This is a genomic window from Kribbella pratensis (assembly GCF_004365355.1).
Lineage (GTDB): Bacteria > Actinomycetota > Actinomycetes > Propionibacteriales > Kribbellaceae > Kribbella.
In genome coordinates, this window is record NZ_SODP01000002.1 from 2,062,082 (window position 1) to 2,082,249 (window position 20,168).

The window sequence follows — 20,168 nt, forward strand, 5'->3', positions numbered from 1 at the left end:
GTCTCGCATCGGGGCGGCTCTTCCTCCTCCCCGCCCCGAGCGGAGCGAGGGGCGGGTTGTTTCCGGGTTTCTTGGGGTGGCATGACAGGATCGAGGGCGTAAGCCGTAATCCGACTAGGAGTGACTCCCGTGGCCGAAGAGCTGTACGCAACCCTGCAGACGAACAAGGGCGATGTCGTCATCAGGTTGTTCCCGAACCACGCGCCGGCGACGGTGAGCAACTTCGTCGGCCTGGCCGACGGCAGCAAGGAGTGGACCGACCCGCAGACCGGTCAGCCCACCAACAAGCCGTTCTACGACGGCCTGACGTTCCACCGCGTGATCGACGGGTTCATGATCCAGGGCGGCTGCCCGCTCGGCACCGGCACCGGCACGCCCGGGTACCAGTTCGACGACGAGATCCACCCGGAGCTCCAGTTCGACCGCCCGTACCTGCTCGCGATGGCCAACGCCGGCATCCAGTACGGCCACGGCACCAACGGCTCGCAGTTCTTCGTGACCGTCGTGCCGACCCCGCACCTGAACCGCAAGCACACGATCTTCGGTGAGGTCGCCGACGACGAGTCGAAGAAGGTCGTCGACGCGATCGCCACCGCCGACACCGCGCCCGGCGACCGGCCGCTCGAGCCGATCGTCATCAACAAGGTCGTCATCGAGCGCAAGAACGCCTGACTGATTCTCCCGCGGGGCCGGCACGCCACCGGCCCCGTCTCCGAAGCTCCAACGAAGGACGCACCCGCGTGACCGACACCGTCTGCTACCGGCACCCGGATCGGCCCGCCGGGGTGCGCTGCCAGCGCTGCGACCGGCCGATCTGCCCGTCCTGCATGAACAGCGCCGCCGTCGGCTTCCAGTGCCCGAGCTGTTTCAACGAGGGAGTCCGCTCGGTCCCGCGGACCAGGACCTCGCTCGGCGGCATCCAGCGCGCCAACCAGAGCGTCGTCACCTACACGATCATGGCGCTGAACGTGCTCGTCTTCATCGCCGTACACGTCGGTAGCCCGCAGATCCTGCAGGACCTGGTGATGGTGCCGGTGCTGGCCGAGAGCGAGCCGTGGCGGCTGCTCACGTCGGCCTTCACCCACGTGCAGATCTTCCACATCTTCTCGAACCTGTTCATGCTCTGGCAGCTCGGTCCGCCGCTCGAGCACATGCTGGGCCGGTTCCGCTTCATCGTGCTCTACGTGCTGTCCGCGCTGGGCGGCAGCGTCGCAGTGTGGCTCCTCGCGGCCCCGGGCTCGGCAACGCTCGGCGCATCCGGCGCGGTCCTCGGCCTGGTCGGCGCTCTGCTCGTGATCAGCCGCGCCCGCGGTGGCGATATCACCTGGATCATCATGTACGTCGCTGTCACCGCCGTGCTGTCCTTCGCCATCCCCAACGTCTCGTGGGAAGGCCACCTGGGCGGCTTCGTCGTCGGCGCGGCGCTGGCGTGGATCTTCCTGCAACTCTCCAACCACAAACGCCGCAACAAACAAGCAGCCTGACAAGCAGCCCGCGTCGGCGGGCGCACAGATGGTTGCATGTTAAACGGACTAGGCCACAACTTTCGTTCGGTTGGGTTAAAGGGGATGACAGCCGGGGGGAAGTGCTCGTCTAATCAGGTGACGTCCCGACGGGGGACCGAACTGGTTAGGACAGCTGATGAGCCCACGTGCAGTGGACAAGCGGGCGCGGCCCGGCAATGAGCGGCATCCGTTCGTGCGGCCGGCGGAGTCGCCGAGCTGGATCAGTTCGCTCGAGCATGAGCCGGGCAAAACCCCGGAACGACGGGCGAACGAGACGGTCACCGCAACCCGGTCGCGCTGAACTGGGTCGATTTTCCCGCTGCCGGTGGAATCATGGACGGTATGCAGCCGTCCGCAGCATTGTCGGCCGATCGGCTGAGCAAACACTTCGGCGACCGGGTGGCGTTCCAGGACGTCTCGTTCGAGATCGGGTACGGCGAGGTGTTCGGATTCCTCGGACCGAACGGCGCCGGCAAAACCACGACCGTACGGACCCTGGGCACGCTCCTCACGCCGACGTCCGGCACAGCCACCGTCGCGGGGCTTGCACTCACCCCGGACAACGCCGTCGAGATCCGCCGGCGAATCTCGATCATGCCCGAGTCGCCCGGCCTGTACCTCCGCCTGACCGTGCTCGAGAACCTCCGCTGCTTCGCCGACCTCTACCAGGTGCCCACGGCAACCAAACGCATCGAGCACGTGCTGAGCGCAGTACACCTCACCGACCGCGCTCAGGACGCGTGTGGCGCGCTGTCGAAGGGCCTTCGGCAACGGGTCGCATTGGCCCGCGCGCTGCTCAACGACCCGCAAGTTCTGTTCCTGGACGAGCCGACCTCGGGACTCGATCCGGTCGCGGCTCGCGGAGTACATGACCTGATCGACGAACTCCGTCAGCGTGGCGTCACGATCTTCCTCACCACGCACCGGCTGGACGAGGCCGAACGCCTCTGCGACCGCGTCGCCATCCTCAACACGACTTTGCGCACCATCGGCCGCCCCGACCAGCTACGCGACGAACTCTTCGCCCGCACACTCACCGTGCGTACGGCGGTCCCGCTCGGCGCACCGGACCGCCTCTTCGGAAGCGTCACGGGCGTCAGAGCCTGGCACGAGGACGACCTGTCCACCTACGTCCTGACTGTTGACGATCCGGCCCAGACAGCACCGGAAGTCACCCGGGCGTTGGTACAGGCCGACGCGGACGTCTTGTCGATCAGCCCGTCGCACCACTCGCTCGAGGACGTCTATCTTGAGCTCATCGACGTACCGGCCGGTCAGCCATGACGGTCAATCCCAGGCTGGTCCGCGCCGTTGTCGACAAAGAGCTGCGCGAGTTCCGGCGGAACCGGTCCATGGTCGTTGGGATGGCCATCATTCCGCTGATCTTCTCCGTGCAGCCACTGGTCACTGTCTTCGCGCTGTCGTCATCGGCCTCGGGGCCGCTGCGACACGAGCATGTGCTGCTGTACATGCTCGGCATCCCGGCCCTCGTACCGTCGCTGGTCGCCTCGTACTCGGTGGTCGGCGAGCGGGAGCAGGGCACGCTCGAACCGCTGCTCACCACCCCGATCCGCCGCGAGGAGCTGCTGCTCGGCAAGGCACTCGCCACGTTCATTCCGGCGGCGATCGTCGCGTACGCCGTCTTTGCGTTGTTCCTGGCCTGCGTCGGACTCTTCGCTCAGCCCAGTGTGGCTTCCGCGCTCATCCGGCCGTCCGACGTGATCGCCCAACTGGTGTTCACCCCGCTGCTGGCCGGGTGGTCGATCTGGGTCGCCATCGTGATCTCCACCCGAGCCAACGACATCCGCGTGGCCCAGCAACTCTCCACCCTGGCAAGCCTGCCGTCCGTGGCCTTGGCGATCCTGATCGCCCTGAACGTCATCGACGTGTCCCTGCTGACCGGAGTAGTCGCCGCAGCTGTTCTCCTTGCGCTGAACCGCATCGGATGGCGCGTGGCGTCGGCGCTGTTCGATCGCGAGCGCCTGATCCTCGGGACGAAGGCCTAACCCCTCAGCAACAGACAACTGTCGCCGAACTCGTGCCAGAGGTAGTGCTCCTGTACGGCGGCGTCGTACGCGCGCTGTACCAGCTCAGTGCCGACAACCGACTCCAGTAGAAGCAGATGCGATGCCTCAGGCGCATGCCAACCGGTGATGAGCCCATCTACAACCTGCGGCGGACGGTCCGGGCTGAGGACCAGGTCGGTCCACCCCTGCGACGGGTTGACCGAGGTACCCGCGGCCGACTCGATCGCTCTGACCGCAGTAGTGCCCACAGCGATGACTCGCCCGCCGTTCGCCTTGACCCAGTTGACCAAACGGGCCGTGTGCGCAGGTACGTCGTACCGCTCGGGCTGTGGCGGTTCGTGGCTCTCCAGCGAGGAGACGCCGCAGTGCAAGAGGATCGGGGCGATCAGCACGCCCTGCGACGCCAGCTGGCTCACCAGCTCGAAGCTGAACGGCCTTGCTGCGCTGGGCATCTCCGCACTGCCCGGCTCTCGCGCGAAGACAGTCTGGTACGCCGCCAACGGCCAGCGCTTGCCGATGTAGTTGTAGGTGATCGGACGCCCGTGCCGCTGCAGATAACCGAGTACGTCGGGGACAGGCGGTCTCGCGATCCACAGGCGATTGCTCTCCGAGTGGTACGGCGCCAGCAACGTCAGCACGCCCTCCGGCAACTCCACCTGCTGACCCGCCCTACCGTCGAACTTCGGCGAGCCGTCGTCCCGCAGTTCGACCACCCAGGTGCCGTCGTCGAGTGCGGTAGAGAAATGCACGGTGACCGACGTACCGTCGACCGCCGCGGGCAGTGTGCCGGACGTGTTGACCAGTAAGAGGTCTCCTGGCCGGAGATGCTCGCCGATCCGGTCGAAGCGGGTGTGCGTGACGGTCGACCCCTCCGCGACCAGCAGCTTCACCTGATCCCGCCGCAGGCCGCGCGCCTCCGGTGGTTCGCCGGCGTTCAGCGCGTCCGGGAGGACGAATCTGGTGTGTGGGTGCACTTTCACGACGTCACCGCCGGCGCGAACTCGGCCGCTCGGTACCGTCCACTCGCCGGACGGCTGTCCAGCAACTTCAGGAACGCCGGTACCACGGTTGCCGGCTCCGGCCGGTCCGAGATGTCCTCGCCCGGGAACGCTGCCTGGTGCATCGCGGTGCGCAGATCGCCCGGATCGACGGCGTACACAGCCAGCGCGGGGTGCTCGGCCGCCAGTACTCGCGTGGCGTGGTCGAGTGCAGCCTTGGCCGAGCCGTAGCCGCCCCAGGTCTCGTAGGCCTCCACTGCGGCATCGGAGCTGATGTTGATCAGTACTCCGGACGCTGCGGTGAGAGCGGGCAGCAGCGCCTGCGTCAGCGCAATCGGTGCGAGTACGTCGACCTCGTAGACGCGACGCAGTTCGTCGAGGTCGGCAGCGGCGATTGCTTGTAGTGGACTGGGGCCGAGATAGCTGGCGTTGTTCACAAGGAGGTCGAGGCGGCCGAGCTGGTTCACCACGTCGAGCAAGTCAAGGCGGTGCTCGGGGTCGGCGACGTCGCCTGCGAGCGGGACCACGTCGGTGCGGTTGGCGAGCGCATCGGCCGCGTCCTTCAGCGGGCCGGCGCCGCGGGCGTCGATCACGAGCGTCCAGCCGCGGTCGGCCAGCCCGTGGGCCAGCGCGAGCCCCAGCCCGGCGGACGCCCCGGTGATCAGCGCGACAGGACGATTCGAGGAATCAGGTGTCATGCCGACACCGTCATACCTCAAGCAAACTTGAAGTCAAGGGTGTCAGATCAGGATGCCCGGGTTGAGGACGCCGTCCGGGTCGAGCGTGTGCTTGACGGCCTGCAGGGCTTCGACCGCGAGTGACCCGATCTCCGCGTGGTACGCCGTCCGGTGGTCGGTGCCGACGCCGTGGTGGTGGGTGATCGTGCCGCCGGCGTCGGCGATCGCGTGGTTGGCGGCGTACTTCGCGGTGAGCCATTGCTCGACGGGGTCGTCGGACTGGGCGCAGATGACGGTGAAGTAGAGCGAGGCGCCGGTCTCGTAGACGTGGGAGATGTGGCAGAGCACGAGCGGCGGGGTCGCGCTCAACGCGTCGACGAGGGCTTCGGTGACTGCGGTCTTGAGGGCGGGAATGCGGGACCAGAAAGCAGCCGTCTCGAGAGTTTCGACGAGGGCGCCCTCGTCGAGGAGCGGGTCGCGGAGGTACGGCGCGCGGTAGCGGCCGGTGCGCCAGGTTTCACCGGGGCCTTCGCCGAGGTTCTCGCCGCCGGCCGCTGTGAGGACGTCCGCGGTCGCTTGGTTGTACGGACCGTCGAACCCGATGATCGCGAGGACGCCGCCGGACCCGCCGCCGAGGACGTCGGGGTCGGCGAGATTCACCGCAGTTTCTATCTCGTCTGACAAGCGGAGGACTGTCGGCAGTGGGCCGTCCTGCGCCAGACGCCGCACGGCGGTGAGGCCGGCGTCGAAGCTCTCGAACCGCCAGCCTTCGAAGTGGCGCTCGGTCGGCCGGGGGCGGATGCGGACGACGACCGAGGTGATGATGCCGAACGCACCCTCGGAGCCGAGGATCAGCTGGCGCAGATCCGGGCCGGCCGCCGACATCGGTGCTCGGCCGAGCTCGATGGTGCCACGGGGTGTTGCGAGGGTGAGGCCGACGACCATCTGGTCGAACCGTCCGTAGCCGGCTGAGGACTGGCCGCTGGAGCGTGCTGCTGCGTAGCCGCCGATCGAGGCGCCTTCGTAGGACTGGGGGAAGTGGCCGAGCGTATAGCCGCGCTCAGCCAGTAGGTGCTCGGCCGCGGGGCCGCGTAAGCCGGCCTGCAGGGTGGCGGTCCGGGAGATCTCATCCAGGTCGACCAGCTGATCCAGACGACGCAGGTCGACGGTGATGAACCGGCCCGTCGGGGCGAGACCGCCGACGACGGAGGTGCCGCCGGAGTACGGCACCACTGCCAGGTCGTGCTCAGCGCAACCTGCGAGCAGCGCGGCCACCTCGTCGTGCGAGGCCGGGTAGACGACCGCGTCCGGCATGTCCGAGGCGTCGCCCGCGCGGAACCGCAGCAGGTCGGTCGTGGAATAGCCCCTGGTGTGCGCCCAGCGAGAGCCGAGGTCGGACGTCACATGCTCAGACCCCACGACCGAGGCAAGGAAGGCCAGCTGCGGCCCGGTGAGCTCAGGCCGATCCGCCGCCCCGGCGGGAGCGCTCGCACCCGGCCCCTCCGCTGCACGCGGCGTCTCCGCACCCGGCGCACCACCGCCTACCCCCGCCGGCGCACCCGCGGCGCCCGGGCGCTTGATGCCGAGGTGTTTGAGGGCGTCGAGTGCCGCGGCGGGTAGTTCGACAACCTGGGAGGGGTCACCCCACCGGCCGGGCGTGAGTTCTGCCACCGGGAGGTCTGATTCGGTCATGGGTGGCTCCCTTTCGGCGGTCCTGCGAGGTAGCGTCCAGGGGAGGTGGAACCCCCTGGCTCCCACCTCCCCTGGACAGTTCCGGGATGCCGAAGTCGCTGATACACTTTGGCATGTGATGTCTCAGCGTAGCAGCGAATCGGATCAAGAGACCAGCAGCCGTCCCACGCCCGCGAATGCGATCGGCGAGGAGCGGATCCTGGATGCGGCGTACGAGTTGCTGCTGGCGATCGGGATGCGGCGGATGACGATGGCCGACATCGCCCGGCACGCGGAGGTCTCCCGCGCGACCCTCTACCGGCGCTGGCCCAACGTGCAGGCCGTGGTTGCGGCGCTGATGACCCGCGAGTGGACCATCGCGCTCGTCTCGGCGTTCCAGCCTGACGCAGCCGACGGTCGTGCGCGGCTGGTCGAGGGGGTCGTCGAGGTGGTGGCCAAGACCCGCGTCCACCCGTTGATGCGCAAGATCATCGAGCTCGACCCCGAGTTCCTCACGCCGTACCTGCTGGAGCGGCGCGGCAGCAGCACGGTCGCGCACCTCGCGCTGGTCGAGGAGGGCATCCGCCAGGGTCAGGCCGACGGGTCGATCCGCGACGGCGACCCGGTGTGGCTGGCCCGGCAGATCATCCTCGTCTCACTGGCGTCCGCGGTCTCCGGGCCGGTGATGGCGGAGAAGGACGAGTACACGAAGCTCGACGAGGAGCTGCGCGTGATGCTCACGAGGTATCTCGCTCCATGATCGACCGGGGCGGTGGGGCGGGGAAGGAATTCAGGGCAGCGGGCAACGCGAGCCTGAATGCGGCCCGCCGGTCACGCGAGCTCGACTCGCTGACGAGCGTGGATGTGCTCGTCGTCGGCGGCGGGGTCACCGGCGCCGGCGTGGCGCTCGACGCGGCCGCCCGCGGACTCACGGTTGCCCTGGTGGAGAAGCACGACCTGGCCTTCGGCACCAGCCGGTGGAGCTCCAAGCTGGTGCACGGCGGACTGCGGTACCTCGTGTCCGGTCATGTCGGGATCGCCTACGAGAGCGCGGTCGAGCGCGGCATCCTGATGAAGACGACGGCGCCGCACCTGGTCCACCCGATCCCGCAGATCGCGCCATGGTTGCCGCAGGCAAAGTTCGCGCAGGCTGCCATGCTGCGATCGGCGTTCCTGGGCGGCGACGTCCTGCGCATGTTCGCGCGCACCAGCGACGACTACCTGCCGCACTCGCGACGGGTCAGCTCCGCCGAGCTCCTGCGGTACGCGCCGACGCTCAAGCCCGAGGGGATGCGCGGCGGCTTCCTGACCTGGGACGGCCAGCTGTATGACGACGCGCGGCTGGTGGTCGCGATCGCGCGGACCGCGGCGCAGTACGGCGCTCGCATCCTGACCAGGGTCGCCGCCACCGAGGTCACCGGGCGTGGCGCCGTCCTGGTCGACCAGCTGACCGGCCACCGACTGACCGTGGATGCCCGGATGGTGATCAACGCGGCCGGGATCTGGGCGGATCAGGTTGCCTCCGGCATCAAACTCCGGCCGAGCCGCGGGACTCACCTCGTCCTGCCGCAATCCGTCTTCGGCGGCCTGTCCGCCATCCTGACCGTCCCTGTCCCGGGCGAGCTCCGCCGCGTGGTGATGGCGATCCCCGCACCCGACGACAGGGTGTACGTCGGCCTCACCGACGAGGACGCGCCCGGCCCGGTGAACGACGTACCGCATGCAACCGATGCCGAGATCGACTTCCTGCTCAACACGATCAGCTCCGCCGTGCAGCAGCCGTTGACGCGCGCTGACCTCCTCGGCACGTACGCCGGACTGCGCCCGCTGCTCGACACCGGCCACCACAGGGGCGAGGACAAGACCGCGGACATCTCCCGCCGGCACGCGGTGATCACCAGCCCGGACGGCGTGGTGACGATCGTCGGCGGGAAGCTGACGACGTACCGCCGGATGGCGCAGGACGCCCTCGACAAGGCGATCGAGCAGTCGTCGCTCGACGTACGACGGCCGTGCGAAACGCACCGGATCCCGCTGGTGGGGGCCGCCGACCGGGTGCGGCTGGCCGCGGTCAAGGCGCCGGCGCGGTTCGTGCAGCGGTACGGCGTCGAGGCGCCGCAGGTGATCGCCGGTCCGCCGGAGTTCCAGCAGCCGATCGCGCCGGGGCTGCGGACGACGTACGCCGAGTTGCGGTTCGCCGTCCGGCACGAGGGTGCGCTGACCGAGGACGACGTCCTCGACCGGCGGACGCGGATCGGGTTGTCGGCCGCCGATCGCGAGCTCGCGTTGCCCGCAGTACGGGAGACTTTCGCCGCGGTGTGAGTCGGGCGTGGGGTTAACTTGGCTGCGGGGAGGTGGAAGGGTGACTCAGCCGTATCCAGGGCCGTACCAAGGACCGAGTCCGTACCAGCAACGGCCGTATCCGCCGCTGCCGTACCCGGCGCCGATCATGCCGCGGTACCGGCCGTTGCGGAAGGTCGCGATCGTCAGCATCGTGCTGATGGGGCTGACCTCGCTCGCGGCGGTGATCCAGTCCGTGCTGCTCTGGCGTTCGTACGACGAGGTCAAGCGCCTCGTGTACGGGCTGCTCTCCGAGGAGGAGATCGACCGCGGCGTCGAGTCGATCTCGGGCACCGGCCCGCTGCTGAACCTGGTCAGCTACCTGCTGATGGGGACCGGGATCGCCTTCCTGATCTGGCTGTGGCAGGCCCGCGAGAACACCGACTTCCTCTACTCACCCTTCGCGCCGCGCCCGGCCTTCCCCGCTGACCCCGTGCGCGGTCCGCACCGGCGAGCGACCGGTTGGGTCGTCGGCGCCTGGTTCTGCCCGATCGTCCAGTTCTGGTACCCGTTCCAGATCGTGCAGGACATCACCAGGGCCAGCGAACCGCCCGAAGCGCCGCGGTCCGGCCGCGTGCGCACGCTCCTGTACAGCTGGTGGGCGACCTGGACCGCGTTCTGGGTGATCCTCGTCGGCGGCGGCGCGGTCGCGGTGATCGGGTTCATCGTCTGGTTCGTCCGGCTGGTGCAGGTGTCGGAGAGCAGCGACGCGGGCAGCCCGTACGTCGACATCTACGACATGCAGGACTTCATGGTCCGCGTCGCGCTGGGCGTCGACATCGGCTTCACGGTCGCGACCGTCCTGCTGATCGTCGCCGCGGTCGCCGCGTCGTTCCTGATGCTCCAGGTCACCGACTGGCAGCACACCCGCGCCACCCCGCCACCGATCCAGGACCTGCCGCGGCCGTTCGGGCCTCCGCAGTACGCCCCGCGGTACCACCGCCCCGGCCCGAACTTCCCGACCTACGGACCCTGAAGCAGGACGACGCTCGCATCGTCGTACTGCTTGCCGCTCGACGTGGACGCGCTGTCGTGCTGCCGCACGCGGTCGATCAACTGCCGCGGACCTTCGGTCGTGAGTACGTCGACCAGCTCCTCCCACGAGTGCCCGTACCGCTCGGCGTAGCGCGAGGCGCCGTCCGTCAGGAGCGCGATCGCCTCGACGGCCGCGCGATCCGTCGTACCGGTGACGGCCTCGTACGCCGCCTTGGGCTCGGTGCTCGCGACCCAGAAGCCGCCGGGCTGATTGCGCCGGCGCCGTACCGTCTCGAGGGTCCGGTCCGGGAGAAGGTCGATGCGGTCGTCGCTGTGGACGGTGACCCGGCCTGCAGGCGACCGCATGACGATGGGCGAGTCGGCCAGGACGAGATGCTCGACGTGGTCCGGGTCGAAGCGGACCATCGCGACGGTGGACGACGGGCTGTCGGGATTACTGACGTCGCAGGTATCCGCGTGGGAGGCTCGGACCGCGGTGATCGCGTCGGCGAGCAGGTCGGTCAACGGGGCCGACGAGTGGGTCAGGAGCGGGGTCGCGAGCTCGGTTGCCAGCCGCATGACCAGCCAGGCGACCGTGTGCCGGCAGCCGGAATCCACGAAGACCCGAGGAGCGCTGGCGCCGTCGAGGACGAGCGCGAAGCCGGGTCCGGTCAGGACCAGGTCCTCGTTGACCGCAGGTGGTCGCCGATCCGGCGCGGCCTCACTGATCGAGCGGATCTCCACGGACCTATTGTCCAGACACCCAACTGTCGGCGAGTGACTGGTCGAGAGCGATCTTCGGCGACCACCCGAGCTGCTCGCCGATGAGCGTGGTGTCGGCCTGCTGCCACGGTGCGCCGAGCGCGGTCTCCTGGTCGGCGTCGTCCACGATCGTCGCCGGCTGACCGCTCAGCTCGAACAACTGTCCGGCGACGTCGCGAGCCAGCGTCGCGCGCCCGGTCCCGACGTTCAGCACCGGCGGCAGCGTGGCGTCGGCGAGGGCAACCGCGAGTACGGCCTCGGCCACGTCCCGCACGTCGACGAAGTCGCGCCACACGTCGAGCGAGCCGACCTCGATCAGGTGCCGCGAGCGGAGGTCCTCGATCACCCTGCCGGTGAGTGTGCTTTCCGGCGCTCCCGGCCCGATCACGTCGAAGATCCGCAGTACGACGGCATCCGCGCCGCCGCGCTGAGCCCGCAGGACGAGCTCCGAGCCGGCCAGCTTGGTCAGCCCGTACGGACCGAGCGGACGGGGCGCGGCCTGCTCGTCGAGGCTCGTGCCGTGCGGCGCACCGCCGTACTCCGCCGCCGAGCCGAGCTGGACGAACCGGGCGTGCCCGGCGTTGTCCCGGGCCGAGGCGAGCAGCGCCTCGACGGCGATGACGTTCGCCCGGACAAGCTCGGCCGGCTCACCCAGCGTGGCGCCGACCGCGTTGATGATCACGGTTGGCTTGTACATCCCGATCTGGGTGTCCAGCGCGTACGGATGCATCGCGGCCAGGTCGCAGCGCCGGTACGGCTCGCTCCGGGTCCGGCTCAGGCCGCGGTACTCCACCCCGCGGTCGTCGAGCAGCGCGCAGATCCTGGCACCGAGGAAGCCCCCGGCGCCGAACACCATCACCCGCTCTGTTCCGGTCACCCCTCCATCGTGCGGTTCGTATTTGTCGGTGGCCCTACCGTTCTCCGTCGTCAGCATCACAACTGTGTCGGCCGGGTCTCGGTCCACCGCGACCGACCATCCAGTCGGCGCGCCCGTCTCAGGGGTCAACCCCGCAGCTTGACGCTTGCGGAGGCTGATTCTCCGGGGGCAAGCGGCCGGCTGAGGGGTTGACCCCTGAGACGGCCACTCCCGGTGCGGGGCCGGCGTGAGGGCGGGTAGGGGCGGGGTCGGTGGCCGGGGTCGGTGGGAGGGGTCGGTGGGAGGGGTCGGTGGGAGGTGGCAGGGTGGGGGCGTCACCGAGTGAGGGAGAGACATGGCTGACCGACGTCGAGGCGTGCCGACCGAGTCGACGATCCGGGACTGGGACGACGCGGATCCGTCCGGGCAGACCTACCGGCGGGTGCTGTTCGTCGACTCCGACCTCACCGAGGTGGACAACCGCGGCGGGGTGTTCGAGGAGTGCACGTTCCGCGGGGTCCGGTTCAACGCCTCGACGCACACCGACGCCGCGTTCGTGAACTGCACGTTCGTCCGGTGCTCGCTGTTCGACACGACGTTCACCCGCTGCAAGATGGTCGGGAGCTTCTTCGACGACTGCACCTACAACCTGCTGAAGGTGAACGGCGGGGACTGGTCGTTCACCGCCCTCCCGGGCGCGGACCTGAAGGGGACCGAGTTCAGCGGGGCGAAGTTCCGCGAGGCGGAGCTGACCGGGATCCGGGCGGCCAAGGCTTCGCTGCGAGACCTCGACCTGTCCGGAGCCAGCCTCCAGCGCGCCGATCTCACCGGCGCCGACCTGCGCGGATCCGACCTGTCGACGCTCGATCCGCTGACCGTCACCCTGCGGGACGCCCGGATCGACATGACCCAGGCGATGGTCGTCGCCGCCTCCCTCGGGCTGGACGTCCGGCCGTGACCGGCCGGGGCAGGCATCGGCGCTGTGGATATCCCCAGGTAGTCACGCGGTCATCCCCCGTTCTATCCACAACCTGTGGATAACTATCCGGATAACTGTGTGTTCGTTCTGTGATATCTGACCGGTGCGCCCGGCCGGTTCGCCGGGACGAAGGTTCCACGCCGATGACGAGCCGGCCGCCGCGATCGTCGTACGACGAGGAGCGCGGCGTGCTCGACGACGTACTGCGGGGTGACGACGAGGTAGCGGCTCCGGGTCAGGCTCTGCAGACCGGCTGCGAGGCTGACTCCGCAGACGGCGCCGATCGAGTTCGCGATCAGGTCGTGCAGCTGGCACGAACGGCCCAGCTGGGGGATCAGCGCCTGCACCGCCTCGACGGCGGCCGACATCCCGACCCCGGCGGCGATTCCGTCGCCTGGCCTGCCGCTGGCCAGTGTGAGCATGCCGGCGGCCGGGACGAACAGCAGGATGTTCAGCAGGCCCTGGAGCGAGGTCAGCCCGCCTGTCGTGGTCAGGTGCGTGCCGCACTCGCCGATCTGCCCGAGGCGGTGCGGGGTCGGGCTGAGCGTCGCCGCGATGATCAGCGCGAACGCGGCCGGCATGCAGAACGCGGCCAGCCGGGGGATCAGGTCTCCCGGACGGCGGAGCGCGGAAAGGGCGATCGGCAGGGTCATGCCGGTGAGCACGAGCCAGGTGTCCAACAAGTGCGGGATACCGCGATAAGTCTCGAGCACGCGTCCGGACCCTCCCGTGGTCGACGGCTGCCTCGAACCTTCTCCTCGTCGATGTCGTTGCCTGACTCGACAATCTGCCGACCGATCCCACCGCCGCCAGAGGTGTCCGGACATCTGCACGCAGCCGCAAACTCTCCGTGACAGTCCGTGCACAAATTGACACGGAAGAAAGATGCTTAGGGCAACGATCATGTGCCTGCCCGGGGTGGGTACCGGGGGTCCGCACCCGAGCCGGAAGGAGCCCCCCCGTGGCCGATCCACAGCTTCGCGCGATGACCTGGAACATCTGGTGGCGGTTCGGTCCACGCTGGCGGGAACGGCAACCCGGGATCCTCGCGACGATCGAGCGGTTCGATCCCGACGTGATCGCATTGCAGGAGGTCTGGGCCGCCGGTGGGACGACGCAGGCGCACGAGTTCGCCGCGGCGCTCGGGTTCCACGCGGTGTTCGCGGCACCGTCGTACCCGCGGACGCCTGAACCGATCCTGACGCCGGATCACGACGGCGTGCAGCTCGGCGTCGCGCTGTTGAGCCGATGGCCGATCGTCGAGCACGACGCGATCCCGATGCCGGCCCGTCACCGGTCCTGGGATCCCGTCGTACTGCGGGCCCGGGTGGCTCATCCGGCCGGACCACTGCCGATCGCCGTGGCCTGCCTGGAGCACGCGACCACCTTCAGCGACGACAGACTGGCGCAGGCGGCACTGCTGGCCGATCTCGGGACGGACCCCTCCACCGACGGGCCGTGCCCGTCGCTGGTGATGGGCGATCTGAACGCGGCCGCCGACAGCGCAGTACTTCGTCCGCTCCGCGACGTCCTGCTCGACGCCTGGGTGGCCGGCGGCGGTACGCCGGAGGCTGTGACGCTGCCGTCGACCCATCCGTCGGCGCCGCTCGAGGCCGGTCCGGAACTGGTCGACCAGCGGATCGACCACATCTGGTACCGGCCGGGCCACGAGGATCAGCTCGTCAATGTCGAGTCGGCCGTCCTCGCGGGCGACTCCGTAGACGGAATCTTCCCGTCCGATCACCGGGCCGTGGTGTGCGATTTCCGTTGGCGGCACCGCTCCGCCTGAGCGCGGGATCAACCGATCGGTGGAGGGCGATCAGGCCGGCTGGGCGATGTGGGGAGCGGGGCCGTCACGGGAGAGTCGGGGTATCGAGATCGACCCCGAAACGGAGACCGAAGATGACCACCCCGGTGAACGTCGAACACCCGCGGAGCGCGGCCGCGTTGCGGAGCGTGCAACTGCTGGTGGCAAGCTACCTCGCGATCAGCGTGCTGACCCTGATCGCCATCATTGCCCTGCGCAACCACCCGTCGATGGTGAACGACGCGGTCTGGACCCGCGGCACGATCGTCGTCGGCAGCGCGCTCCTGACCTTCCTGTTCGCCCGCAGCGCGGCACGCGGCTCGCGGCGCGGATACCTCCGGCTCCGGATCGTGTCGGCGGTGATGCTGGTCGCGATCGTCGTGATCATCTCGCTGCCGGGCGTCTTCCCGCTCTGGATGAAGGGCGAGCAGGCCGTCTGCGGACTACTGCTGTTCGGCGTCGCCCTGCTGGTGAACGGCAAGCACCTCCGCTCGGTGTTCACTAACTGACATGAAGGAGCAGGCTTGGCCGCGGCGGCTGACGGTGGTGCCGTACGTGTTGCTTGCGTGCATCGCCGCCGTCACCGTCCTGATCAAGCGCGAACAGCCCGGGTCGCTGACCGTCGACCTGGTGCTGTGCGCGCTGATCGCGCTGTGGACCCTCGGGATGTTCACCCTCCGCCCGGCGCGGCGGAGCGAGACCCGTCCGATGGCGATCTTCATCGCCGGCTTCGTCCTGCTGCTCGCCGTACTCGTGGCCCGCGATCCATGGTTCGGGTTCCTCACCCCGGCCGGTTACTTCTACACCTTCATCCTGCTGTCGTGGCCCGGCGAGCTGATCGGGATCGGGGCCGTCGCGGTCATCGCGGGGTGGGCACAGTCGTACGACCTCCCCAAGACCGACGTGCTCGGCCTGCTCGGCTGCGCCGCCGTCATCGGGGTGAACGTGGCCGGGATGTGTCTGGCCGCGTGGCTCGGTAGACGCGACGAGGTGCTCAGCCAGCAGCGGCAGGACGCGGTCGACGCGCTGACCGAGACCAATCGCCGGCTCGAGGCAACCCTCGCCGAGAACGCGGACCTGCACGAGCAGCTCCTGACCCAGGCCCGCGAAGCCGGCGTCATCGACGAGCGCCAGCGGATGGCGCGCGAGATCCACGACACCCTCGCGCAGGGTCTGACCGGGATCGTCACGCAACTCCGGGCCGCCGAGCACGCCGACGACTGGCGGCGGCACGTGTCGACCGCGGTCGGCCTGGCCCGCGAGAGCCTGACCGAGGCGCGGCGCTCGGTCCACGCGCTGCGCCCACAGCCGCTGCAGTCGGCGACGCTGAGCGAGGCGATCGCAGACGTCGTACGGCGGTGGTCGGCGCTGCACGGCATCGACGCACAGCTGACCACGACCGGCACGCCGCGGGTGATGACACCGGAGGCGGAGTCGACTCTGCTGCGTGCGACCCAGGAGGCGCTCGTGAACGTCGCGAAGTACGCGCACGCAACCCGGGTGGGTGTGACGCTGTCGTACATGGAGAAGGAGGTCGCGCTCGACGTCCGCGACGACGGCGCCGGGTTCGATCCGTCCCGCGGTACTCCGTCCGTGGCCGGTGGATTCGGGCTCGTTGCGATGCGGCAGCGGGTCGAGGCGCTGAACGGGACGCTCTCGATCGAATCGGAGCCGGGCCTTGGTACGGCGATCTCCGCGACCGTGCCGCTGCCGGGAGCGTCGGCATGATCCGGCTGCTGATCGCGGACGACCACCCGGTGGTACGGGACGGACTGAGCGCGATGTTCGCGGCCGAGCCCGGGTTCGAGGTGGTCGGCCAGGCGGGTGACGGCGCGGAGGCGATCCAGCTGGCCGAGACATTGCGGCCGGACGTCATCCTGATGGATTTACAGATGCCGGGCGTGAACGGGCTGGCCGCGATCAGCGGCCTCACCGAACGCGGCGTGACGGCCCGGGTGCTCGTGCTCACGACGTACGACACCGACGGGTACGTCGTACCCGCGATCGAGGCGGGCGCTACCGGGTATCTGCTCAAGGACGCACCCCGGGACGAGCTGGTCCGCGCGGTTCGCGCCGCCGCAGACGGGACGTCCGTACTCGCGCCGTCGGTGGCGAACACCTTGATGAACCACGTCCGCACGCCGCCCACTCCGGACATCGTCAGCCCGCGCGAACTCGAGGTCATCGAGTTGGTTGCCGCCGGCAACACGAACCGCGAGATCGCCGCCCACCTGTTCATCAGCGAGGCGACCGTTAAGACGCACCTGCTCAACATCTACGCCAAACTCGGCGTACCGGACCGCGCCTCCGCTGTCGCCGAGGCGTTCAGACGCGGCCTGCTCGGCGCGGCGGGCTAGGGCCGGTGGCGGCTGACCGCGGCGGCGGTGGGGTCTTCGCCGGCGGCGTGCAGGCCGTCGATCACTCCGTCGATGTCGGCGGCCGGCCGGTTCTGGCTGAGTTTGAACTTCGCCTCGATCCGGTGGATCTGGACCTCGACGCCGACGATCGCCCGCAGTTGTCCCTGCACGTACTTCTCCGGTGCGTCGTCGACCGACCACGGTTCGGCGCGACCGTGCTCGTGCAGGTCGGACAACCGCCGTACGACGCCTTCGACCCAGGCCGCGTCGTCGTGCACGGTCAGCTCGCCGTACACGTGGGCGGTCACGTAGTTCCAGGTCGGTACGACGCGACCGTGCTCCTGCTTGGACGCGTACCAGGCCGGTGACACGTACGCGTTCGGGCCGCGCATGATCACCAGCGCGTCGCCGATCGCCTCGCGCTGCCAGTGATCGTTGTTGCGGGCAACGTGTCCGAGCAGCACGTTGCGCGGGCGGTCGTAGATGAACGGCAGCATGGTCGCCAGCAGCCCGTCCGCCGTCATCGTGATCAGATCGGCGGCGCCGTGGTTGGCCAGCAGTTCCTGTACTGCGTCCTCGTCAGGGGCAAAGTGCTTGGGAACATACACAGCACAAGTCTCCTCACCGACTCGGTTGAACGGCAGGTCCAATCCGACCAGCCTTTCACCAGACCACGTCAGATGACGATCTCCTCGATCCAGTCGGCGGGCGACTGCTGGTGGAGGCGCCAGTAGTGGTTGGCGATCTCGTCGGGCTCCCACCCGGTGCCCGGCCCGACGCCGCCGCTCACGGTGACACTTGCCGCGTGGACGCCGGCCGCGCCGTACTGCTGGTGCAGGAGCGTGACGAGCGCGCGGACACCGGCCTTGCCGAGCGACAGGCTCGCGTAGTCGGGCTTCGGCAGCGGCATCCCGCCGGTGATCAGGAACGACCCGCTGCCACGCTCGGCCATCGCGGGTGCGAGATGCGCGGCGGTGGTGATCGCGCCGACCACGTTCACCGCCCAGGCATCCCGGTGCTGCTGCGCGGTCAGGTCGCCGATCCGGTCGGACTGGATGAGGGCCGCGTTGTACACGACGACCTCCGGTACGCCGTACGCCTCGACGATCCGATCGAGGGCCGACCGCAGGCCGGCTTCATCTGTCACGTCGGCGGTCAGCGGCAGTACGTCGGCGCCGGCGAGCTGCTCCGCGGCGGCCTTCACCGTCGACTCCGAGCGCGCAATCAGTCCGGCGCTCATCCCCTCCCGCACGAATCGCTTGGCCACCGCGAGACCGATACCGGGTCCGACCCCCACCACCACAACTCCAGCCATACTCTCGAGAGTAAAGGTGACGCGTCACCGACATAGCACGGGGGTGCCGACTGAAACTGAACAGCTAGTTCCGCAGTTCGGCTGCCTTGTCGTAGTCGCGGCGCCAGTCGCCGGTGGGCGGAAGGATGATGCGCTCGACGCCGGCGGCTTCGTACTCGGCCAGTTGTTCGGCGGCGTTGCCGTTGAGCTGGGGTGCGACCACGGTGGCCTTCAGTTGCTTGCCGTCGGCAAGTTCGTTGATGCGGTCGAGGTTGGTACGGACCTCGGCAGGGGTTGCCGCGATCGTCGCCCAGCCGTCGGCGTACCGCGCCGCTCGCCGATGTGCGCGCGGACCGTTGCCCGCGACAAAGATCGGCGGCAGCGGCGAACCGGGGGAGAGCGTCACCTCGAGATCCTCGGCGACCTTCGCGGACTTCCCCGCGATCAGATCCCGCAGTACGGCGAGAGCCTCGTCGGTCAGCCGGCCTCGCTCCTTGTAGTTCACACCGGCGGCCCGCCATCCGATGTCGCCATGCGCCGGATTCCCGGTGCCGACGCCGAGGACAAGCCGGTTGTTCGACACCAGTTGCAGTGTGTTGATCTGCTTCGCCGCCCACGCGACCGGCCTGAGTGCTAGGAGCATCACGTTGTATCCGACCGTGATCCGCTCGGTCACCGCGGCCGCGGTCGCGAGTACGACGGAGCTGTCGAGGAGCGGCGCGCTCGCCACCAGATGATCCGTCGACCACACCGAGTCCAGCCCGACGCTCTCGGCGTACCTGGCGCTCTCCCGGACATCGCCGAGAATCGGGCGCTCGGGATCCGGCGTCGACGTCGGCAGGATGACTCCGATCTCAAGGCTCATACCTCGGGCCAACCCCGGCCCGGACGACCGTATTCCGTCAGCCCTTGGTCAAGGAACGGACCGCCGGGCCGAGCAGCTCGACGATCTTGTCCGGGTCGGCATCAGCCAGCTGATCCAGTTTGAGCAGGTGACGACCGAGCACGACACCGATCAGTACGGCGCTCAGCACATCGGCACGGAGCGCGCCGTCGACGCCGTGGATCGCCTTGCCGATGTTGCTGCCGCGGACGTGTGCGTTGCCCCGGACCTCGTCGGCCGCATCGGGGTGCGTCAGCATCGAGCGCAACACCGCGAGGGAGGCAACCGGCTCGTCGATCAGCGACGCGCGGAGCCGCTCGAGGAGTTGCTCTGCGACCTCTTCGGCGGTGCCCTCGACGATCGGCCGGCTCTCAGTCTCGGCCGCACGGGCGAACAGCTGTTGTTTGCTGCCGAAGTAATGCATCACCAGGCCCGGGTCGACCTGCGCGGCGGCGGCTACAGCGCGGATCGTCGTCCGGTCGTACCCGGTCTCGGCGAACAGTCTTCGCGCCTCGGTCAGGATCCGGTCCTGCGTCTCGATCCGGCGGCGGTCGCGGGTGGTCTCGTTCACCGAATTCATTCTACAGGTGTTGAATCTCTGCGAATTTCGTTCTACGGTCGTTGAATGACTCCTGAGGAAGTACTTGACCTGCGCCGCCAGTACCTGATCGATCGCGACTTCGAGTCGTTCGCCGACCTCTTCGCGGAGGACGGTGTCATCGAGATGCCGTTCGCCCTCCAAGGCGTGCCCGACCGCCTCGTCGGCCGCGAGGCGATCCGCGAGTTCTCACTCAAGGCCGGCACCCGTGCCGTCGAGATCACAGACCTCCGCACGGTCCAGCTGCACCGGACCACCGATCCCGAGGTCGTGATCCTCGAACTGGTCACCGAGGCGCGGCACACCACGACCGACGTACCGTTCCAAGCCACCTGCATCCAGGTCTTCCGGATCCAGGACGGCAAGATCAAGCTGTTCCGCGACTACGTGGGTGCACATTCCGTCCCTGATCTGACCTGACTCGACCGTTGCGTCGGCT

General features: G+C 68.9%; 24 protein-coding genes. 14 read left to right on the forward strand and 10 right to left on the reverse strand.

Annotation, left to right across the window (positions count from 1 at the left end):
* Nucleotides 1-129 precede the first annotated feature (129 nt).
* From EV653_RS26730 to EV653_RS26745, 5 genes are all read left to right on the forward strand, one after another.
* A complete protein-coding gene (locus EV653_RS26730) occupies nucleotides 130-672 on the forward strand; it encodes a peptidylprolyl isomerase (RefSeq protein ID WP_134106408.1) in 543 nt (180 codons plus the stop codon).
* Between the two features lie 68 nt (nucleotides 673-740).
* Nucleotides 741-1,484 (forward strand): rhomboid family intramembrane serine protease, encoded by a 744-nt coding sequence (locus EV653_RS26735; RefSeq protein WP_134106409.1) that lies wholly within the window; start codon nucleotides 741-743, stop codon nucleotides 1,482-1,484.
* Between the two features lie 157 nt (nucleotides 1,485-1,641).
* Complete coding sequence (locus EV653_RS41335; RefSeq protein WP_166679562.1) at nucleotides 1,642-1,806, forward strand: hypothetical protein; 165 nt, start codon at nucleotides 1,642-1,644, stop codon at nucleotides 1,804-1,806.
* A 32-nt stretch (nucleotides 1,807-1,838) separates the two neighbouring features.
* Nucleotides 1,839-2,789, forward strand: a complete 951-nt coding sequence (locus EV653_RS26740; RefSeq protein WP_134106410.1) for an ABC transporter ATP-binding protein — start codon at nucleotides 1,839-1,841, stop codon at nucleotides 2,787-2,789.
* Complete coding sequence (locus EV653_RS26745) at nucleotides 2,786-3,511, forward strand: ABC transporter permease (protein WP_134106411.1); 726 nt, start codon at nucleotides 2,786-2,788, stop codon at nucleotides 3,509-3,511. Before EV653_RS26740 ends, EV653_RS26745 begins: the two co-directional genes overlap by 4 nt.
* Here EV653_RS26745 and EV653_RS26750 read toward each other — a convergent pair.
* Genes EV653_RS26750 through EV653_RS26760 form a run of 3 tightly spaced genes read right to left on the reverse strand, consistent with a single transcriptional unit; the run spans nucleotide 3,508 to nucleotide 6,899 of the window.
* Nucleotides 3,508-4,512: an S-adenosylmethionine:tRNA ribosyltransferase-isomerase gene (locus EV653_RS26750; RefSeq protein WP_134106412.1), complete on the reverse strand. Its 1,005-nt coding sequence runs from the start codon at nucleotides 4,510-4,512 to the stop codon at nucleotides 3,508-3,510. The genes EV653_RS26745 and EV653_RS26750 overlap by 4 nt on opposite strands.
* Complete coding sequence (locus EV653_RS26755) at nucleotides 4,509-5,228, reverse strand: SDR family NAD(P)-dependent oxidoreductase (RefSeq protein ID WP_134106413.1); 720 nt, start codon at nucleotides 5,226-5,228, stop codon at nucleotides 4,509-4,511. The genes EV653_RS26750 and EV653_RS26755 overlap by 4 nt, the downstream gene beginning before the upstream one ends.
* Nucleotides 5,229-5,270: 42 nt before the next feature.
* Nucleotides 5,271-6,899, reverse strand: a complete 1,629-nt coding sequence (locus EV653_RS26760) for an FAD-binding oxidoreductase (RefSeq protein WP_134106414.1) — start codon at nucleotides 6,897-6,899, stop codon at nucleotides 5,271-5,273.
* Between the two features lie 118 nt (nucleotides 6,900-7,017).
* On the opposite strand from EV653_RS26760, the gene EV653_RS26765 reads away from it, so the two are divergent.
* From EV653_RS26765 to EV653_RS26775, 3 genes are read left to right on the forward strand one after another with little or no spacing between them, the layout of a single operon-like run.
* Entirely contained in the window at nucleotides 7,018-7,638 is a 621-nt protein-coding gene (locus tag EV653_RS26765) for a TetR/AcrR family transcriptional regulator (protein WP_134106415.1), read from the forward strand.
* Entirely contained in the window at nucleotides 7,635-9,200 is a 1,566-nt protein-coding gene (locus EV653_RS26770) for a glycerol-3-phosphate dehydrogenase/oxidase (protein WP_134106416.1), read from the forward strand. The genes EV653_RS26765 and EV653_RS26770 overlap by 4 nt, the downstream gene beginning before the upstream one ends.
* A 40-nt stretch (nucleotides 9,201-9,240) precedes the next feature.
* On the forward strand, nucleotides 9,241-10,194 hold the full coding sequence (locus tag EV653_RS26775) for a DUF4328 domain-containing protein (RefSeq protein WP_134106417.1): 954 nt from the start codon (nucleotides 9,241-9,243) through the stop codon (nucleotides 10,192-10,194).
* Here EV653_RS26775 and EV653_RS26780 read toward each other — a convergent pair.
* Both EV653_RS26780 and EV653_RS26785 read right to left on the reverse strand, forming a co-directional pair.
* Nucleotides 10,182-10,937 carry a protein phosphatase 2C domain-containing protein gene (locus EV653_RS26780; protein ID WP_166679563.1) on the reverse strand — a complete coding sequence of 252 codons (756 nt, stop codon included), beginning with the start codon at nucleotides 10,935-10,937 and terminating at the stop codon, nucleotides 10,182-10,184. The genes EV653_RS26775 and EV653_RS26780 overlap by 13 nt on opposite strands.
* Nucleotides 10,938-10,941: 4 nt before the next feature.
* Nucleotides 10,942-11,832 (reverse strand): NAD-dependent epimerase/dehydratase family protein, encoded by an 891-nt coding sequence (locus tag EV653_RS26785; RefSeq protein ID WP_238160115.1) that lies wholly within the window; start codon nucleotides 11,830-11,832, stop codon nucleotides 10,942-10,944.
* 334 nt (nucleotides 11,833-12,166) lie between these two features.
* Between EV653_RS26785 and EV653_RS26790 the strand changes: the two genes are divergently transcribed.
* Entirely contained in the window at nucleotides 12,167-12,769 is a 603-nt protein-coding gene (locus tag EV653_RS26790) for a pentapeptide repeat-containing protein (RefSeq protein WP_134106418.1), read from the forward strand.
* An 83-nt stretch (nucleotides 12,770-12,852) separates the two neighbouring features.
* Here EV653_RS26790 and EV653_RS41340 read toward each other — a convergent pair whose 3' ends face one another.
* On the reverse strand, nucleotides 12,853-13,503 hold the full coding sequence (locus tag EV653_RS41340; protein WP_166679564.1) for a VanZ family protein: 651 nt from the start codon (nucleotides 13,501-13,503) through the stop codon (nucleotides 12,853-12,855).
* Nucleotides 13,504-13,751: 248 nt separating this feature from the next.
* Between EV653_RS41340 and EV653_RS26800 the strand changes: the two genes are divergently transcribed.
* From EV653_RS26800 to EV653_RS26815, 4 genes are all read left to right on the forward strand, one after another.
* Entirely contained in the window at nucleotides 13,752-14,579 is an 828-nt protein-coding gene (locus tag EV653_RS26800) for an endonuclease/exonuclease/phosphatase family protein (protein WP_166679565.1), read from the forward strand.
* A gap of 113 nt (nucleotides 14,580-14,692) precedes the next feature.
* Nucleotides 14,693-15,106 carry a hypothetical protein gene (locus tag EV653_RS26805; RefSeq protein ID WP_134106421.1) on the forward strand — a complete coding sequence of 138 codons (414 nt, stop codon included), beginning with the start codon at nucleotides 14,693-14,695 and terminating at the stop codon, nucleotides 15,104-15,106.
* A gap of 1 nt (nucleotide 15,107) precedes the next feature.
* Nucleotides 15,108-16,325 carry a sensor histidine kinase gene (locus EV653_RS26810; RefSeq protein ID WP_134106422.1) on the forward strand — a complete coding sequence of 406 codons (1,218 nt, stop codon included), beginning with the start codon at nucleotides 15,108-15,110 and terminating at the stop codon, nucleotides 16,323-16,325.
* On the forward strand, nucleotides 16,322-16,954 hold the full coding sequence (locus EV653_RS26815) for a response regulator (RefSeq protein WP_134106423.1): 633 nt from the start codon (nucleotides 16,322-16,324) through the stop codon (nucleotides 16,952-16,954). Before EV653_RS26810 ends, EV653_RS26815 begins: the two co-directional genes overlap by 4 nt.
* Here EV653_RS26815 and EV653_RS26820 read toward each other — a convergent pair.
* The 4 genes from EV653_RS26820 to EV653_RS26835 form a co-directional block, all read right to left on the reverse strand.
* Nucleotides 16,951-17,562 (reverse strand): FMN-binding negative transcriptional regulator, encoded by a 612-nt coding sequence (locus EV653_RS26820; RefSeq protein WP_134106424.1) that lies wholly within the window; start codon nucleotides 17,560-17,562, stop codon nucleotides 16,951-16,953. The two genes, EV653_RS26815 and EV653_RS26820, sit on opposite strands and share 4 nt — an antisense overlap.
* A gap of 68 nt (nucleotides 17,563-17,630) precedes the next feature.
* Complete coding sequence (locus EV653_RS26825; protein WP_134106425.1) at nucleotides 17,631-18,269, reverse strand: SDR family NAD(P)-dependent oxidoreductase; 639 nt, start codon at nucleotides 18,267-18,269, stop codon at nucleotides 17,631-17,633.
* A gap of 64 nt (nucleotides 18,270-18,333) precedes the next feature.
* Nucleotides 18,334-19,113, reverse strand: coding sequence for an LLM class flavin-dependent oxidoreductase (locus EV653_RS26830; protein WP_134106426.1), 780 nt, complete (start codon nucleotides 19,111-19,113; stop codon nucleotides 18,334-18,336).
* Nucleotides 19,114-19,150: 37 nt separating this feature from the next.
* Nucleotides 19,151-19,702, reverse strand: coding sequence for a TetR/AcrR family transcriptional regulator (locus EV653_RS26835; RefSeq protein WP_202871823.1), 552 nt, complete (start codon nucleotides 19,700-19,702; stop codon nucleotides 19,151-19,153).
* A gap of 54 nt (nucleotides 19,703-19,756) precedes the next feature.
* On the opposite strand from EV653_RS26835, the gene EV653_RS26840 reads away from it, so the two are divergent.
* On the forward strand, nucleotides 19,757-20,149 hold the full coding sequence (locus EV653_RS26840) for a nuclear transport factor 2 family protein (protein ID WP_134106428.1): 393 nt from the start codon (nucleotides 19,757-19,759) through the stop codon (nucleotides 20,147-20,149).
* Nucleotides 20,150-20,168 lie beyond the last annotated feature (19 nt).